The sequence below is a fragment of the Otoolea muris genome (assembly GCF_943193115.1).
Taxonomy (GTDB): Bacteria; Bacillota; Clostridia; order Lachnospirales; family Lachnospiraceae; genus Otoolea; species Otoolea muris.
Window position 1 is genome coordinate 11,940 of sequence record NZ_CALPCY010000057.1, and the last position, 16,908, is coordinate 28,847.

Here is a 16,908-nt window from a genome sequence, read left to right on the forward strand (position 1 = left end):
GGCTGAGTTTTGGGGCAGGAGGCGGCAGTATGGCGAATATTCAGGTGTTGGATCAGAATACGATTAACCAGATCGCGGCCGGGGAGGTGATTGAACGGCCCTCGTCGGTGGTGAAGGAGCTTCTGGAGAATGCGATTGACGCAAAGGCGACGGCGGTGACGGTCGAGATCCGGGACGGGGGGCTTTCGATGATCCGGGTGACGGATAATGGATGCGGGATCCCGAAGGAGGAGATCGCGCTGGCTTTTAAGCGCCATGCGACGAGCAAGATACGGACAGTGGAGGATCTGTTCAGCGTGGCCTCGCTGGGGTTTCGCGGGGAGGCGCTTTCGAGTATTGCCTCGGTGGCGAAGGTGGAGCTGATTACGAAGACGGGGGGCTCGATTTCCGGCTCCCGCTATCGGATTGAGGGCGGGGAGGAGCTGGGGCTGGAGGAGATTGGGGCGCCGGAGGGCACGACGTTTATTGCGCGGGATCTGTTTTATAATACGCCTGCGCGGAGGAAGTTTTTAAAGACGCCTGTGACCGAGGGCGCGCATGTGGCGGATCTCGTGGAAAAGCTGGCGCTTTCGCATCCGGAGATCTCGATCCGGTATATTCAGAATAAGCAGAGTAAGCTCCATACGTCCGGGAACCATCGCCTGCAGGACATTATCTATACGGTGTTCGGGCGGGAGATCGCGGGAAATCTTGTGCCTGTGGAGGCCGGGGCCGCGCCGGTGAGCGTGTCGGGGTATATCGGCAAGCCGCTGATCGCCAGGGGAAACCGGAATTTTGAGAATTATTTTATCAATGGGCGGTATATTAAGAGCAGCATTATCAATAAGGCCATTGAGGAGGCGTATAAGCCGTATATGATGCAGCATAAGTATCCGTTTACGATGCTGCAGTTTACGATTGATCAGAGCTTTCTGGATGTGAATGTCCACCCGGCCAAGATGGAGCTGCGTTTTCGGGACGGGGAAATGATATACCGGATGGTATACCACAGCCTGTCCATGGCGCTCTCCAGGCGCGAGCTGATACCAAAGGTCAGCCTGCCGCCGGTGTCGGGAAACGGCCGGCGCGCCGGCGCGGGAACGGGCAGGGACAGTGAGAGCGGAGCGCAGGCAGGCGCGGGGATCAGCGCAGGCGGGGGAAGTGAAGAAGGCGGCAGAGACGCGGTAAGCGGCAAAGAAGGAGCGGGATCCTCCGGCGCCCGGCCTGTGTTAAAGGAGGTCCGGGCAAAGGAAAAGGAACGGATCCAGCGCGGGCCGCGGCCGGAGCCGTTTGAGACGAACCGGCTGAGGGAGCAGGTTTTCAGCGCGTCAGCGCCCGGAGCGGCGGAGCCGTTTTCCGGGGCGGCAGAGCCAATCTCCGGGGCGGCGGGCCCGGAGATTAAATCCGAAGCGTCCCGGGAGGTTCCGGGCGCTGTCATTCGGGAGGAAGATGCGCCTTATGGCGGCAGCGGGCAGCCACAGAGGGAGACGGCGGCCGCGGCAGAGTCTTGCAAATCTTTCCTGGACGGGAAAACGGAGGCTGGGGAGAACGTAAAAGAGGCTAAGGGGGCGGGAAAACGGGAAAAGGAAGCGCCCGCCATGTCCGAAAAACCGAAGCAGCTTGATCTGTTTGAGGAAAAGCTTCTGTCCGGGAGTTCCCGCGCGCGGCATGTCCTTTTGGGGCAGCTTTTTGGCACATACTGGCTGGTGCAGTTTGAAGACAGCTTATATATCATTGATCAGCACGCGGCGCACGAGAAGGTTTTGTATGAGAGGACCATGAAATCCCTGAAGACGAGGGAGTATACCTCGCAGATGGTGGTTCCCCCCATTATCCTGACCTTAAACAGCGGCGAGGAGCTGATCCTGCAGCGGCACGGGGAGGAGTTTGCCTCCATGGGCTTTGAGATAGAGCCCTTTGGCGGGAAGGAGTACGCGGTGCGGGCCGTTCCGGCCAATCTCTTTTCCATTGCCAAAAAGGATCTGCTCATGGAAATGATAGACGGGCTGACGGACGGCCTGGATAGCGGGACGCCGGATCTGATCCGGGAAAAGATCGCCTCCATGTCGTGCAAGGCGGCTGTCAAGGGAAACCACGCAATGTCAGCGGCGGAGGCAAATTTCCTGATCGACGAGCTCCTGACACTGGAAAACCCGTATGCATGCCCGCACGGGCGGCCGACGATCATTGCCATGAGCAGGCGCGAGCTGGAGAAGAAATTTAAGAGGATCGTGTGAGAGCACGCAATCGTTCAGGCAGCCGGAACGGTTAGGGACTGTGCAGAAAAAATTTACCAGATTGCGCCGGATATTTCTCCGACAGAGCCGTGAAGCATTTTATGGCGCAGGTTATCGGAACGCCTGCGGGTGGATCATGATATCGGAAAGGAGTTTTGGCATGATACGGATGAATGGACAAAAACAGCGCCTGATTATCGTGACAGGGCCCACTGCGGTGGGAAAGACAGCCCTGTCGGTAGCGCTCGCAAAGCGCCTTTGCGGCGAGATCATCAGCGCTGACTCCATGCAGGTGTACCGCCATATGGACATCGGTTCCGCAAAAGTGTCCGAAGAGGAGATGGGCGGGGTGAGACACCATTTGATCGATATTCTGGAGCCGTCTGAGGAATTTAATGTCGCCCGTTTCAAGCAGCTCGCCGGGGAAGCGGTAAGGGATATCGCTTCCAGAGGCGCGGTCCCCATCGTGGCCGGAGGCACCGGATTTTATATCCAGGCACTGCTCTACGATATTGATTTTACACAGACCACGGAGGATCCCGCATTCCGGCGGGAGATGGAGGAAAAGGCCGGGAGAGAGGGACCTATGGCGATTCACGCCCTGCTGCGCGAAGTGGATCCCCGGGCCGCGGATGCGATCCACGCCAATAATGTAAAGCGCGTGATCCGCGCTCTGGAATTTAACCGCCAGACCGGCATGCGGATTTCGGATCACAATGAGGCGGAACGGCAGAAGGAATCGGCGTTTGACAGCTATTATTATGTTCTCACAACCGATCGCCCCGCGCTCTATGAGCGGATTGACCGCCGCGTCGATCAGATGATGGAGCAGGGGCTGGTCGGGGAGGTTGAGCGCCTTCGCGCCATGGGCTGCCGCCGGGATATGGTTTCCATGCAGGGGCTTGGGTATAAGGAAATTCTGTCGTACTTAGACGGCGAGATAAGCCTTGACGAAGCGGTGCGGATCATAAAGCGCGACACAAGGCATTTCGCTAAGCGCCAGCTCACATGGTTTAAGAGGGAGAGGGAGGTCCGCTGGCTGAATCTCGCGGATTTCGGAAACGATCTGGAGCGGGTGGCGGCGCATGTGATGGAGGAGCTGCGTGTGTGACAGGGAGGGATAAAGGGCGGGGGGAGGAACGGAAGAACAGGAGTGACGTACCCCCCGGAAACGGAAATGTTGTAAGCCGGATAATTTTACGACACCAATAAAGCGATCGGATAATGCATGTAACAGTTCAGGTTATCTGAACTGTTACATGCATTTTGACTTTTACAAAAAAAGCGTATAGCAATATCATTTTGGGGACTAAATAATCTGAATTGTAAGCAGAATATTGCTGTCCAAAAAGCATATGAGGTATCGTTTATGCATTACAACTGCCACTTTTTAAGGTAAAGTCAACAAAGCTTGGAAAGAACCTGTCTACCGTTTACGATTAAACTTGCGGACTACCAACTTATTACATTTTTATTAAATATGCACTTCTGTTTTGACAATCCCCCGAAAACGGGTTACACTGTAGTAACGGGATTTTTAACAAAGATTTCAACAGGAGGCAGGAACTGTCCCGCGCGGTAAAAACTGTGCGGCAGAACGGTTAAAAAAGATTTATGAGACAGAACAAGACGTACCATGCAGCGGGAAGCGCCAAAGAGGGCAGAGGTTACAAAGGAAGGACAAACATGGCGGGCGTTTGGAAGGTACGCCGTATGCTGACGCGCCTTTTTACGGCCGCGTTTGCGGCCGCGGTATTGATTGTGCCCGCGGCGATGGCCGGATGCCAGAAGCCGACGGCGGAGGAAGCGTCTGTAGAAGAGACGGAAGGACCAGACAGTCCCTTGCCGGAGACAGAGGACAGCGCGGCGGCTGTGGGCGATGCGGCGAGCATGATAGAGGCTGACGGGCGGCTGTTTTTTAAATATGGGAATGCGATCCGCTGTATCGACAAGGAGAGCGGAAAGATGGAGACGCTCCGCGCGTTTGGGGAGCGGGAGCTGAACCAGACGTTTTGGGTCTATGGGGGGAACTTGTATTTTGATACAAATGTGGACGAGGCGACGGCGTCGGCGAATTTATACGGCATTCACATGCTGAATCTGGAGAGCGGGGAGGAGCTCCATCTGGCGGATCTGGTCGCGCCTCCTGTGGCGCTCTACGCCTCGGACCATGTGCTCTATGCCTCCGGCGCGGAGATGAATTTTATCTACCAGTTGGACGGGGAGGGAAAGACGGCGGGGGAGCTCGCCCCGGCGGAGACGGTTTACGCGAAAATGCCTCAGGGCTGCCGGGAGCTGTATGGAAAGCCGCTCGCTTATTATGTGGATCGGTTCGGGTATATGCCGGTTCAGAGCGAGACATGCCTTGTGATTGCGGATGCGGACGGAGGAAATGCAAGAGAGATTCCGGAGGTGACGAATACGTCGTCGGCCGTCTTTGGCGCGGACTGCTTTTTTGTCCTCCTTAAGGACGGAAACGGCGCGAGCCGCTGCTGGCGCTATGATGTGGAGACGCTTGAAAAGGAGCTGTGGCTGGAGAGCGGGCAGCCCCTGACGCTTCTGCAGTACCGCGACGGATATCTGTATTATTCGGCAGACGGCGGTTCGAGGATTGTCGGGGAGACGAATTTTTACCGCCTGTCAGGAAAAGGCGCGGCTCCGGAGCCGGCGGGCCGGATTTATACGGAGCCGGGCATGCTGGGAGCAATGGACGGCCATGGCAATTTTTTTGCCGCAAAGGATGCGGCATACTGCCAGGTGATCCAGACAGACGGCGTTTATATGGCGCGGACGGAGTTTGGAGGGGAGGCGCAGCTTCTGGCGCCTGCGCTGTATGAGTCCCCTCTCAAGTCCCTGGGCCGGGTGGAGGCGGAGTTACAGAGCATCCCCAGCGAGGCGTCGGAGGGTGAGACGGTCGAGGTCTATGCGGAACGGCTGGTACTGTCCGGCGGGGAAGAGGCGGTTTACCGGATGAATCTCCAGATGGAGGAGCGCCAGCAGGAGGTTCTCGCCTACGGCGGGGAGCTGGCGAAAAGCCCGACCACGCAGGCAAGCCTTACATGGCTGATGGGGGATGTCGCCTATCAGAGCGATGGGATCCTCTGTATTGAAGCCGTGGGAAGCGAGTATACCGGAGGCGCGCACGGCGCCCCGTTTAAGGAATACTTTGTATTTGACAGGGCCACAGGGAACCGGCTCGGCCTGTCTGACCTTGTGGATAACAGCCAGGAGGAGCTGCAGGCCCTGGCAGGGGCGGCGTTCCGAGCTCTGGCCGAGGAGCGCAATTTTGCCTTTGAGTCCCCGGAGGATCTGGAGCACACGGTTGCGGATGATGTGAGCTTTGAGTCTGACTTTTATCTGTCAGAGGAGGGGATCGTCTTCTATTACCCGCCCTATGCGATTGCGCCGTATTCAGAGGGCTTTCCGGAGGCGGTGGTTCCGTATGATGCGCTGCGGCTGAAAGAAATATTGCAAAAATGAAATATATATTACTATAAAGAAACGTAAGGAGGTAACATTAGGATGCAGACAGTGATCAAAGAAAACGCCAACGGAGGAAAGGGCCGTGTGGTTGTGAAGCACATTTTGGATGAAAAGGAGCTGAACGGCAAGTGCAAGATGTTCGCGGAGGTCACGATCGCGCCGGGCTGTTCTCTGGGCTATCATGAGCACCACAATGAGAGCGAGACCTACTACATCATTAAAGGCCAGGGCGAGTACAATGATAACGGCGCGCTCCGGCCCGTCACAGTGGGGGATAAGACCTTTACGCCAAACGGACAGGGGCACGGGATCGAGAATACGGGCGATACGGATCTGATCTTTATGGCCCTGATCATTTTTGACTGATAAAGACGGCATAAGACAGAGCGGGCAGCGGCAGGACAGGGATGTTTTGCCGCTGCCCGCGCGCGTTTGAAGCCTGCCTGCGCCTGATTTTGTGAGATGTTTTTTGTCAGATATGTGCAGATTTATGAGGCGCATGTTGATTAAATTTGGGCGCATCTGGCGGAAAAACGGCCGCAAAGGCAGGTACAGGAAGATTCTGGGGGCGCTTCTGTATGTATTTAGGAGGATACGGCGTGAAATTTTTCCATTTATCAGATTTACATATCGGGCGGCAGCTAAACGGGTACAGCTTAAAGGAAAGCCAGGAGCGGGCGTTTTCGCAGATCGCGGCGTATGTGGAGGCGGAGAGGCCGGACGCGGTCTTAATCTGCGGGGATATTTATGACAAGATGGTCCCCGCCGCGGAGGCGTACCCCATGTTTGAGGCCTTCCTGCGCATGCTGACAGAGGGGGAGGCCGCTCCGGCGGTGCTTGTTATCTCCGGAAACCATGACTCGCCGGAGCGGCTTTCATATGCGGCCTCCTTTTTAGAGCGCCACAACATCCACATTGCGGCCGGGAGGCCCTCGCCGGAGGGGCTTAAGAAGGTGACGCTTTCGGACGCCTATGGCCCGGTCTGTTTTTACCTGTTTCCCTTTATCCGGCCCGGGCATGTGCGGGATCAGTTTGGGGAAGGGGCCGTGACGGATTATGAGAGCGCGTTCCGCATGGTCCTTGAGCGGGAAACGCCGGATCCGGCGGCGCGCAATGTCATTCTGGCGCATCAGTTTTTCACAGCGGCCGGCGCGCGGCCGGGGACGTGCGACTCGGAGACAGCCGTCCTTATGGCCGGGGGGCTGGATAACATCGACGTTTCGGCGCTCGGCGCGTTTGACTATGCCGCGCTCGGCCATCTGCACGGCGCGCAGAGGGTGGGGGAGGAGCGCTTCCGCTACTGCGGGACGGCGTACCCGTATTCGGTGAGCGAGGAATTCCACAAAAAGTCCGTGACCGTTGTGACTCTGGCGGAAAAGGGCGCGCCGGCCGCGATCCGCACGCTCCCTCTGGTAAGCGAGCCGGGCGTGCGGCGGGTGAGGGGGACGCTTTCCTGGGTCCTTGAAGCCGCGCAGGAAAACGGGGACGATTATGTGAGCATTACCCTGACGGATGAGCTGGAGCCGTCGCGGTTCCGGGAGCAGCTTGAAGAGCGCTACGCGCGCATTCTCGATATCCGGTTTGACAATTCAAGGACAAAGCGCCGTCTGACAGAGGAAATGGAGCACATCGAGGAGCAGAGCCCGCTTGAGGCGTTCTGCCAGTTCTATGAAACCATGCGCGCCTGCCCCATGACCGGGCGGCAGAGAGACATCATGCAGAAGGTGATTGAAGAAGCGATGGAGGGGGAGACAGCTTGAAGCCGTTGCAATTAACTGTGTCCGCGTTCGGATCGTATGCGGAGGAGACAATCTTTGATTTTGAGCGGATGGATCACGGGCTTTTCCTGATCACAGGGGATACGGGTTCCGGGAAAACGACGATTTTTGACGCCATCTGCTTTGCGCTTTACGGGGAAGCGAGCGGGGAGAGCCGAAACGGCGCCATGATGCGCAGCCAGTACGCCTCCGACGCGCAGGATACGTGGGTGGATCTGGTCTTTTCGGATCAGGGGAAGCGCTACCGCGTCCGCAGAAGCCCGTCATATGAGCGCGTCAGCCGCCGCAGGAACCGCGACGGGGCGTACACGAGGACGACTGTCCTTCAAAAGGCGGCCCTGTTTTTGCCGGACGGGAGCGAATTTCCGGGAAATCTTTCGCAGGTAAACCAGAAGCTTAAGGAGATCGTGGGCGTGGACCGGGCCCAGTTTTCACAGATCGCCATGATCGCCCAGGGCGAATATGTCCGGCTTTTGTACGCCTCGTCAAAGGAGCGCAAAGAGATCTTTTCCCGGATCTTCCACACCGGGATTTACGGGCGGATCCAGCGGATTTTAAGGGAAAAGAATAAAGCGCTGTCAGAGCTTCAAAAGCAGAATGAGGGCTTCTGCGCCCATGAGCTTGCGCAGATCCGCCTTTTGCCCGCAAGCCCGTACCGCGGGGCGTGGGAGGAGGCCGTAACGCATACGGAGACAAAAAGCGCGGAGCTCCTCTCTCTTCTTAACGCAATCGAGGAGGAGACAAGGCGGGAAGAGGCGGCGGCAAGGCGGCGGCTTTCCGCCCTGATTGCGGAGGCGGCCGCCGGCGAACAGCGGCTCAAGGAGGCAGAGAAGCATAACGGGATGCTGGACGGCCTTGAAGCCGCCTTAAAGCGGCTTTCTGAGCTGGAAGCGAAACAGGAGGCATTTGGACAAAAAGAAGAACGCCTGACCCGCGCCGGACAGGCGGAACCGGTCCGCCAGGCTGAGCTTTTGCGCCTGGAGGCCGAAGCGGATTACGCGGCGTGCGGACAGCGGACAGCGGCTCTCCGGAAAATGCTTGACGAGCGCCTGGAGGCGGTGGAAGCCGCCGGACGGGCCCGGAAAGAGGCCGAAACGGCGGCAAGGACGCGGCGGCCGCCGCTGGAGGCGCAGCTTTCAAAACTGGATGAAGCCATGCCCGCCTATGAGGAGCTGGATCAGAAGGAACGCCTTTACAAAGAAAAGAAACGCGAACAGGAGATATTTCACAGGCGTGAAAAAGAGCTGGCAGATACGCTGGCCGCGCTTGGGGAGGAGGAAAACCGCCTGCAGACGGCCGTAAACCAGGCCACAGAGGCCGCGATCCGCCTGGAGGGGACGAAGCGGGAGGAAGAGCGCAGGCGTCTGCGCCTGCGGCGTTTAAAAGCCCTTCTGGAGCTTGAGGAGGAAGAAAAGCGCGAGGCGAAAGCGCTCCTGCTGGAACAGGGGCAGCTAAAAAAAGCGCAGGAAAAATACGAAGGCGCGGAGGAAGACTACCGGCTCAAAAACCGGCAGTTTATCTCCATTCAGGCCGGCATCCTGGCCTCGGAGCTTACGGAAGGGCAGGCGTGCCCGGTGTGCGGCTCTGTCCATCACCCGAATAAGGCGCTTCTGAGCAAAGAGGATGTGACGGAGCACAAGGTAGAGGCGGCCAGAAAGCGCCGCAACCAGGCGGACGGGGCGCTGAAGGAAGCGGCCATGGCGTGCCAGAAGCGGCGCGCCGGCTTAGACGCCTTAAAACGGCGGCAGGAGGAGCAGAGACAGGAACTTGCGGAGCCCGGACAGGGCGTGAACAATACAGATATATCCGGCGCGCCCATGAATCTTAAAGAGGAAGAGGCGGCATATGAACAGATCCTGTCGGCACGCAGAGATCTGGAGGCGCAGAGCGCCGCCCGCAACGGGCTTTTAGCGCGCCTTGCCGGGCTTAAAGAAACGAAAGAGCAGGCGGGCGCGGAGCATTCGGCCCTGACAGCCGCAAAGGAGGAAGGGGAACGCGCCCTCGCAAAGCTGGAGCTTGAGCTGCAGCAGCTAAAAAAACATTTAAAATGGGAGAGCCGGAGCGCGGCCGCAGACGAAAGGGCACATGCTGCAGACGAGCTTATGGCCCTGGAAAAGGCGTTAAACGAAGCGTCCGCCCGCTATGAGGCAAAAAACAGCGAAAAGAGCGAGGCCGCCGGCAGGCTTGCGGCTGAAGAACAGGCGCGGCAGGCCCTGGAACAGAAACGCCTGGCCCTCGCAGAAGAGGAAGCCGCCCTTTGCAGGCGGCAGGGCTTTGAGGATGAGGCCGCCTGCCGCGCCGCGCTGCTTTCCGCGGACGAAAGGAAGGATCTTCAAAACCAGATCCGCGCCTACGAGAACGCCTGCCTGGAGGCGAGGGCAAACTGCGAGAGCTACAGGGCTGTCACTAAGGGGCTGAAACGCGAATCCTTAGAGGAGCTGCGCGCCGCGCTGGCCGCGCTGACCGGAAAGCGGGAGTCTTCCGAGCAGGAGAGCAGCGCCCTTTCGGCCATGCGAAACGCCAACACCGCGGCCCTTAAGCGCCTGACCGCGCTTTTTGAGGAGCGGGAAAAGCTAAACGAGGAAAAGCAGGAGATCGAGATCCTTTACAACACCGCGGACGGAAATCTTAAGCCGGCGCACCTCGATTTCCAGACCTATATCCAGCGCCGCTATTTTAAGGAAATGATCCATGCCGCCAACCAGCGCTTAAAAGTTATGTGCGACGGCAGCTTCCTGCTCAAATGCCGCGACTTAGAACGCCTGGGCCGGCAGGGCGAGGCGGGGCTCGATCTGGATGTATACAGTATGCTTCAGGATCAGAGCCGGGATGTAAAGACCCTGTCCGGCGGCGAGGCATTCATGGCCGCCCTCGCCATGGCGCTGGGCATGGCGGATATCATCCAGAATGCGGCCGGCAGCGTGAAGATCGACGCGATGTTCATCGACGAGGGCTTTGGAAGCCTGGACGAGGAATCGCGGATGAAAGCCATAAGGATCTTAAAGGGGCTGGCCGGAGACCGGAAGCTGGTGGGGATCATCTCCCATGTCACGGAGCTGAAAGAGCAGATCGGGCGGAAGCTGGTGGTAAAAAAGGACGAGCGCGGGAGCCGGGCAGTGTGGGAGGCGGAGGAGTAACGATTATGGCGGAGTGCCGGCAGGCGCTTTATTTTAATGATAGCCTATATAACTCCTATTCACGGGCGGAAAATCTTCTGCGCCCAAAAGATACATATGGTATTTAATCATCCATTACGGTATGCTATAAGCAGGTTAAAATTTGTTGGAAAGATTTAATGCTTTCAGCTCCTGTATTTCATCGTTTGTCAGCGTGAAAATGTAACGCGGCATATCTGCATCCTCCAATACCGTTTTTAATGGAGTATAGCAAATTTTTTATTGAGGTAAAGTATTGTTACTAACCGGATGGAGTACTACCGTTTACATAAAAAGATAGGTTATTGATTATATGTTGAATATCTACGGGCATATTGCTGTAATGAGTTTTAGGAATTGGAGTTAGGAGAGAACATATGACGCTACAACAATTAAAATATGTTATAACAGTTGCCGAGAAAGGTTCTATTACAGAGGCTGCAAAAGATCTCTATATCTCCCAACCCAGTCTTTCTGGCGCAATCAAAGAAGTAGAAAAGGAAGCAAAGCTCACGATTTTCAACCGTTGCCGCGCAGGTGTCGCTTTAACAACCGAGGGCATGGAATTTTTGGGATATGCCCGACAGGTCGTACAGCAGATGGAACTTCTGGAATCCAGATACATTGATAATCGGCCAGAAAAATTACGCTTTTGTGTATCTACCCAGCACTATACATTCGCGGCCAACGCTTTTGTGGAGTTGGTACAGCATTTCGGGCAGGAGCGATATGAGTTTATTTTGAACGAAACCCAGACTCACCAGATTATTGAGGATGTCAGAAACCGTTTCAGTGATTTAGGTGTTCTCTACCTTAGCCAAAGCAATGAAAGTGTACTGCGAAAAAGTTTTGAGGAGTACGGTCTGGACTTTCACGAGTTGTTCACAGCGGCCCCACACGCTTTTTTGCGACGGGAGCATCCTCTGGCAAGCTATGAAAAAATCACCTTAAACGACTTGCGGCCCTATCCCCGGTTGAGTTTTGTGCAGGGGACCTATGAGTCTGCTAACTTTGCAGAAGAACTGTTCAGCAACGAAATTGCAGACAAAAGTATAAAAATCAGTGATCGGGCCGCTATCGTCAATTTCATGGTTGGGTTGGACGGCTATACCATTTCAAGCGGCATATTCCCAAAATATCTGCATGGTGATTCCATTGTTTCTATCCCCCTTGCAGAAAATGAAACAATGCGAATCGGGTATCTTTTGAATAAAGACCGGGAGTTGTCTGAGTTGGGCAGAATTTATATCGAAGCCCTGATGCAGTACCAGCAGAATTAAACATAGGTTGATCCTATGCTTTAACATAAAGAATCAATATTACCTATCCCATAGCGTTCCGCTATATAATGATGAGCGGAAGGAGGTGTTACTATGCCTGGCTATGTGATAGGTAATTTTTTTGTATATTCGGTCATCAATGCGTTCACCCCAGGGCCGGGAAATATCCTTGCTCTGAACACTGTAACAAACTACGGATGGAAGAAAGGGAATCCTCTGTTCCTGGGCATCTTCGCCGGTTACTATGTTGTTCAACTGATTTGTGCAGTGTTTGTTTTTGGTGTCAGCGCCTTTTTACCTGGGGTGCTGGACGTGATGAAATATGTCGGTGCTGCATATATCCTCTGGCTGGCCGTTCATATTGCATTCAGCCGACCAGATGGGGACAGCGGAGAAAAATCGGCGTCCTTTTGGAAAGGTTTCATGCTGCAATTTGTCAATGTGAAAATATATCTGTTCGGCATTACGGCTTTAACTGGGTATATCACCAATTACAGTACCGCATTGTGGGTGTTGATTCTCTTTGAACTTATTATCGCCACCATAGGAACGATTGCTACAACGTGTTGGATCGGAGCGGGGATGGCTATTCAGAAAGTCTACCGCCAATACTACCGGCCAATCAATATCATTCTGGCCCTGACTTTGCTGGAATGTGTATATAGCATCCTGGTATCATAAAATGCGGAGGTAATTATGGAAAAACAAGATGTTTTCGACAAAGACAAAACCTATGTGGCACATACTAATAACCCTTTTCCTGTCGCTGTCCAGAGCGGGCGCGGAGCCGCCGCAAAGGACTTTGCCGGAAAAGAATACATCGGCTTTGGCAGCGGCATCGGCACAAATGCCCTGGGTTTCTGCAGCGAGGAATGGGTGAACGCAGTTACCACGCAGCTCCGGGCTGGTGCAGCACGCCTCGAAGCTGTTCTACACGCTGCCTGATACGCTGCTGGCAGAGCGCCTGTGCCGGCTCACGGGGGATTCCAAGGTTTTTTCTGGCAATTCCGGGGCGGAGGCCAACGAGGGCGCGCTCACGGCTGCAGATTTTCCAGTTCTTGCTGCAATTGTTGAAGAAAAGTATTGGAGGCTCTTGAAAGAACCTGATATTTTTTCCATACAATGCAAAGTTCTGCTTCCAGAGGAGGAAAAAGCGGTTTAAAACACAGGTTGCTGTTACCGGTTGTATTGATGAGCTTATCTAATGCAATCACATATCCAAATCCTTTTTTTACAAATTGGGCGGCATTATAGACCAGATCATAAGTGGCGGCAATATTTAATTTTGAAAGGTCTGTTTTCAGCCAGGAGAACATCTCGCTATTGATGGAACTCTGATGTGAGATGATCAGCGGCTTATCCCATAAATCTTCTGCCGAAATTGTTTCTTTTTCTGCCAGCGGGCTGTCTTTTCGCATAAGCACGCCCCACAGATCTTTCATTGGAAGCCGGATATAATCGTACTTGCTTATATCTGTCGGGCCTACCAAAAGCCCAAAATCAATCAGACCTTTATCCAGCTTTTCCATGACTCGTTCTGCGTCGCCACTGTAAATATGGTAATGGATCAACGGATGTTTTTTTTGTAAATTCTGGGCTGCCTGTGCCAGAAAAGAAATTGCTTCTGTTTCCCCGCAGCCAATATGGATTTCCCCATTGATGTTTTCGTTGGAAGAAGCCAGCTCCGCTTTTGTCTTTTCCATCAGATCGACTAATTCTTCCGCACGTTTGCGCAGCAGCATACCGTCTTCCGTCAGCGTGACTTTTTTATTCCCCCGGATAAGTAGCTGTTTTCCCAATTCATCCTCTAAATCCTTTAATTGTCTGGAAAGCGGTGGCTGAGTCATGCGGAGCGCTTCTGCCGCTTTTGTTATGCTTTCTTCCCTTGCTACTGCAAGAAAATATTGTAATACCCGAATATCCAAATGAAAATCCTCCTCGCTTTTATGGGTTTTTCTATTATAACAGAAGAAGTCATACCTTTCAAATATGCATTCACATTATGTATATGTATTTGATATCTTGAGAAGGCAGATTTATAATGATTCCAGTGGAGGTGATTCAATATGTCTGATCATATCAATGGAATAAAATCACGTCCATATCGGAAAGAGATTATAGATACATTGCAGAAACTGGTAAAAGGGATGTCTGCTTATAAAGAGTTTGTTTTTTTCGTGAAATGTGTAAGGGATTACCATCTGGCAGATTTTGAAAAGGGCAGACCGGATCTTGCCGTGATTGGTTCTGGCATCCCAGAGGAATTAGTTCTTGCATCAGGGAAAAGGCCATACTGGATTTTGGGCGGCAGCAGGGTAAACTCCATGTGGGCAGATGATGCAGATATACCAAAGGAAGGTCATAGAAAACACCCTCCGGGTATCCCTGGATGCACAGAAAGCAGTGCAAAAGAGCGGAAAACGATCGGGACATTGTGTGTCATGGTTTCCGCAGAGTTGGTCTATGCTGCAGGAGCTATGCCTGTGCGCCTGTGTTCCGGCAGCTATACGGCATAACTCCATAGGGGATGATTACATTCCCCGTGACGCCTGCCCGTTAGTAAAAGCGGTAATGGGTTTTGGCCAGACAGGGGCGCTTCCGGCATCTAATAATTAAGCAGGATTGTATTTATATGCGCAGAAAATACCTTTTTAGTATGAAAAACGATATTATATATGTATTTGATATTTTATTGATGGCGATTTATAATGAGATCAGAAGGAGGAAGGATGATGGCAGAGGCAAAAGATATATACGGGGGCATTTACCAAAACCTGATTGATGCCGGTTGTGACCAGCAGATGACAGAACTGTGTATGACATTTGTAAAGGAAGGTCAGTTCTCGGATATTTCGCCGGTACTCACAAGACACAGGAGCTGGCTGCCCGTGGCTTTGTCAGTATAGCCTTTGATCCGTCCTTTGGCGGGGAGAGCGGCGGTGAGGTACGAAACACGGCGTCACCGGACATATTTACGGAAAATTACAGTGCGGCGGTGGACTATATTGGTCTGCTTCCTTATGTTGACAGGGAGCGTATTGCATATGCGGGCTTTCGGGAATGGCGGTTACCGCTGCGGGAACGGATACCAGAATTAAAGCGGTAGCCACATTCTCCATGTACGATATGTCCCGTGATATGAGTAAGGGACACATGGATTATTATACGGAGGGGCAGAGAAACAAGATCAAGGAGTATCTGAGCAGGCAGCGTTGGAAAGATGCGGAGAATGGCACTTTTGCATTGGGCAGCCATGAAATTGCTTTTGATGAGAATAATGAGCCGATTACAGGAATGATGGAAATTCCGCAGGAACTGCCGGAGGGGCTCAGGTATTTGGAAACCATTTATTTGAAGAAGAATTGAAGCCGGTGTTTGAGAAAGCATTGGAGCGTGGGCTGAACCTGTGGGACACGGCAGCGGTTTACGGGGAAGGAACCGGGAGGGGAGAGGCGTATAACCCGCATCTGAAAGAACTGACAGCATTGATTGATGAACTGAAACTGATAGGAACATGTTTTGATGCCAGCCCTGCGCAGGTTGCGACGGCATGGGCGATTGCAAAAGGAGATGGATTAGGTGGATCAGGCATATGGCAAACGTATAAGAGTAGGACTGGCTGGTTTTGGAATGTCAGGAAAGATTTTTCATGCACCATTTATTTATGCCAGTCAACAATTTGAATTAAGGAAAGTATATGAACGCACATCTGATCATTCCAGACAGGAATACCCGGATATTGAGATTGTTCGGAGTTTTGAAAAACTTTTGGCTGACGATATTGATCTTGTTGTGATTTCTACACCGAATCAATACCATGTTCCAATGGCGGTATCTGCAATGCAGGCAGGGAAACACGTTATAGTAGAAAAGCCTGCGGCAGCTACGAGTAAAGAAGCTGCTGAGCTGTGCAGAATTGCAGCAGATAAAAAAGTGATTTTGTCTATTTATCAGAACAGGCGGTTGGACGGGGATTTCCTTACGGTGAAAAAACTTATAAATGAAGATCGGCTTGGTGAAATAGTAGATTATGAATGCCATTTTGACAGGTTTGTAGAAGGGAAAAGCAAAAAATCCTGGAAGCGTGAAGGCGGCAAAGGAATTGACCTGTTATATGACATTGGTATTCATATGATAGATCAGGCATATGTTCTTTTCGGGATGCCATATGAAGTTTATGCGGATTTACGAAAACAAAGGAAGGATTCTTCTGGTATCGACAATTTTGAGATACATTTGTATTATACGGATAAAAGAATCATTTTGTCGGCAGGCGAACTTGTCGTGGAGTCCGGACCTCATTTTATGGTTCATGGAAGAAAGGCTACTTTTATCAAATATGGGCAGGATATACAGGAATGCAGACTGCTTAATGGCAAAAGACCGGGTACGGCAGACTGGGGACAGGATGAAGAAAATTCCTTTGGTACAGTTTATACAATGCTTCAAGGAAAGATTTTGCAGGAAAAGATTCCAACAGAGACTGGTAATTATGGAGAGTATTATGATAATATTTACCGGGCGATTGCGTATGGTGAAAAACTTCTTGTAAAACCTGAAGAAAGCGTGGATGTGCTTCGGATTGTTGAAGCCATACAAAAAAGTAATGAAGAAAAGCGGCGAATAAACCTGTAAGATATAAAGAAATTTTTATTTTGTTGGCAATGTAAACTGAAAAAAGGAGATGCAGACTGTGACAGTGAAAGAAGTGATAGATGGATTTCGGGAAGGAGCAGAAGAAAATGCCGAACGTGCTGCGTATGCAAATGAGCTTTTTCAGGAAGCTGTTCGGATTGGTATGGAACTGAATAATCAGTATCATACACCGGAGGAACTACGGGAAATCATGGGGCGGTTGACAGGGAAAAAGATTGATGATACCTTTCGGCTGTTTCCTCCGTTGGCAATTCAGAGTACATAATAACTTCTCGGAATCTCAATGAATGTGATTCTAACTGAAAATTGACAACTAAATATCGTGCAGGAAAAGAAATTT

Annotated in this window: 15 protein-coding genes; 14 read left to right on the top strand and 1 reads right to left on the bottom strand. The window is 52.8% G+C overall.

Annotated features, from left to right (window positions below; genetic code table 11):
- The first annotated feature begins 29 nt into the window (after positions 1-29).
- The 9 genes from mutL to NFS31_RS22220 all read left to right on the top strand — a co-directional run bounded on the left by mutL (position 30) and on the right by NFS31_RS22220 (position 12,857).
- Complete coding sequence (mutL, locus tag NFS31_RS22180) at positions 30-2,216, top strand: DNA mismatch repair endonuclease MutL (protein ID WP_251500080.1); 2,187 nt, start codon at positions 30-32, stop codon at positions 2,214-2,216.
- A 160-nt stretch (positions 2,217-2,376) separates the two neighbouring features.
- The gene (gene miaA, locus NFS31_RS22185) at positions 2,377-3,327 is read left to right on the top strand and encodes a tRNA (adenosine(37)-N6)-dimethylallyltransferase MiaA (RefSeq protein WP_251500082.1); all 951 of its coding nucleotides are present in this window, start codon (positions 2,377-2,379) and stop codon (positions 3,325-3,327) included.
- Between the two features lie 503 nt (positions 3,328-3,830).
- Complete coding sequence (locus NFS31_RS22190) at positions 3,831-5,696, top strand: RsiV family protein (RefSeq protein ID WP_251500085.1); 1,866 nt, start codon at positions 3,831-3,833, stop codon at positions 5,694-5,696.
- A gap of 42 nt (positions 5,697-5,738) precedes the next feature.
- The gene (locus NFS31_RS22195; RefSeq protein ID WP_251500088.1) at positions 5,739-6,065 is read left to right on the top strand and encodes a cupin domain-containing protein; all 327 of its coding nucleotides are present in this window, start codon (positions 5,739-5,741) and stop codon (positions 6,063-6,065) included.
- 233 nt (positions 6,066-6,298) lie between these two features.
- A complete protein-coding gene (locus NFS31_RS22200) occupies positions 6,299-7,459 on the top strand; it encodes an exonuclease SbcCD subunit D (RefSeq protein WP_251500090.1) in 1,161 nt (386 codons plus the stop codon).
- On the top strand, positions 7,456-10,614 hold the full coding sequence (locus NFS31_RS22205; RefSeq protein WP_251500092.1) for an AAA family ATPase: 3,159 nt from the start codon (positions 7,456-7,458) through the stop codon (positions 10,612-10,614). Before NFS31_RS22200 ends, NFS31_RS22205 begins: the two co-directional genes overlap by 4 nt.
- 395 nt (positions 10,615-11,009) lie before the next feature.
- Positions 11,010-11,912: a LysR family transcriptional regulator gene (locus tag NFS31_RS22210; protein WP_251500094.1), complete on the top strand. Its 903-nt coding sequence runs from the start codon at positions 11,010-11,012 to the stop codon at positions 11,910-11,912.
- Positions 11,913-12,005: 93 nt separating this feature from the next.
- Positions 12,006-12,593 carry a LysE family transporter gene (locus NFS31_RS22215; RefSeq protein ID WP_251500096.1) on the top strand — a complete coding sequence of 196 codons (588 nt, stop codon included), beginning with the start codon at positions 12,006-12,008 and terminating at the stop codon, positions 12,591-12,593.
- Between the two features lie 15 nt (positions 12,594-12,608).
- Positions 12,609-12,857 (top strand): hypothetical protein, encoded by a 249-nt coding sequence (locus tag NFS31_RS22220; RefSeq protein WP_251500098.1) that lies wholly within the window; start codon positions 12,609-12,611, stop codon positions 12,855-12,857.
- 89 nt (positions 12,858-12,946) lie between these two features.
- On the opposite strand, the gene NFS31_RS22225 is transcribed toward NFS31_RS22220, so the two are convergent.
- Positions 12,947-13,837, bottom strand: a complete 891-nt coding sequence (locus NFS31_RS22225) for a LysR family transcriptional regulator (RefSeq protein WP_251500100.1) — start codon at positions 13,835-13,837, stop codon at positions 12,947-12,949.
- 141 nt (positions 13,838-13,978) lie between these two features.
- Here NFS31_RS22225 and NFS31_RS22230 point away from each other — a divergent pair, with 141 nt between their 5' ends.
- The 5 genes from NFS31_RS22230 (at position 13,979) to NFS31_RS22250 (ending at position 16,833) form a co-directional block, all read left to right on the top strand.
- Complete coding sequence (locus tag NFS31_RS22230; RefSeq protein ID WP_251500102.1) at positions 13,979-14,428, top strand: hypothetical protein; 450 nt, start codon at positions 13,979-13,981, stop codon at positions 14,426-14,428.
- Between the two features lie 296 nt (positions 14,429-14,724).
- The gene (locus tag NFS31_RS22235; protein WP_251500104.1) at positions 14,725-15,018 is read left to right on the top strand and encodes an alpha/beta hydrolase; all 294 of its coding nucleotides are present in this window, start codon (positions 14,725-14,727) and stop codon (positions 15,016-15,018) included.
- Between the two features lie 47 nt (positions 15,019-15,065).
- A complete protein-coding gene (locus NFS31_RS22240; RefSeq protein ID WP_251500106.1) occupies positions 15,066-15,278 on the top strand; it encodes a hypothetical protein in 213 nt (70 codons plus the stop codon).
- Positions 15,279-15,491: 213 nt separating this feature from the next.
- Positions 15,492-16,547 (top strand): Gfo/Idh/MocA family oxidoreductase, encoded by a 1,056-nt coding sequence (locus tag NFS31_RS22245; RefSeq protein WP_251500109.1) that lies wholly within the window; start codon positions 15,492-15,494, stop codon positions 16,545-16,547.
- A gap of 58 nt (positions 16,548-16,605) precedes the next feature.
- Complete coding sequence (locus NFS31_RS22250) at positions 16,606-16,833, top strand: hypothetical protein (RefSeq protein ID WP_251500111.1); 228 nt, start codon at positions 16,606-16,608, stop codon at positions 16,831-16,833.
- The last annotated feature ends 75 nt before the right edge of the window (positions 16,834-16,908 follow it).

Excerpts from the sequence above, each read along its gene's own strand:
- mutL (WP_251500080.1), top strand. The coding sequence starts at position 30 with ATGGCGAATATTCAGGTGTTGGATCAGAATACGATTAACCAGATCGCG.
- miaA (WP_251500082.1), top strand. The coding sequence starts at position 2,377 with ATGATACGGATGAATGGACAAAAACAGCGCCTGATTATCGTGACAGGG.
- NFS31_RS22190 (WP_251500085.1), top strand. The coding sequence starts at position 3,831 with ATGAGACAGAACAAGACGTACCATGCAGCGGGAAGCGCCAAAGAGGGC.
- NFS31_RS22195 (WP_251500088.1), top strand. The coding sequence starts at position 5,739 with ATGCAGACAGTGATCAAAGAAAACGCCAACGGAGGAAAGGGCCGTGTG.
- NFS31_RS22210 (WP_251500094.1), top strand. The coding sequence starts at position 11,010 with ATGACGCTACAACAATTAAAATATGTTATAACAGTTGCCGAGAAAGGT.
- NFS31_RS22215 (WP_251500096.1), top strand. The coding sequence starts at position 12,006 with ATGCCTGGCTATGTGATAGGTAATTTTTTTGTATATTCGGTCATCAAT.
- NFS31_RS22220 (WP_251500098.1), top strand. The coding sequence starts at position 12,609 with ATGGAAAAACAAGATGTTTTCGACAAAGACAAAACCTATGTGGCACAT.
- NFS31_RS22230 (WP_251500102.1), top strand. The coding sequence starts at position 13,979 with ATGTCTGATCATATCAATGGAATAAAATCACGTCCATATCGGAAAGAG.
- NFS31_RS22240 (WP_251500106.1), top strand. The coding sequence starts at position 15,066 with ATGGATTATTATACGGAGGGGCAGAGAAACAAGATCAAGGAGTATCTG.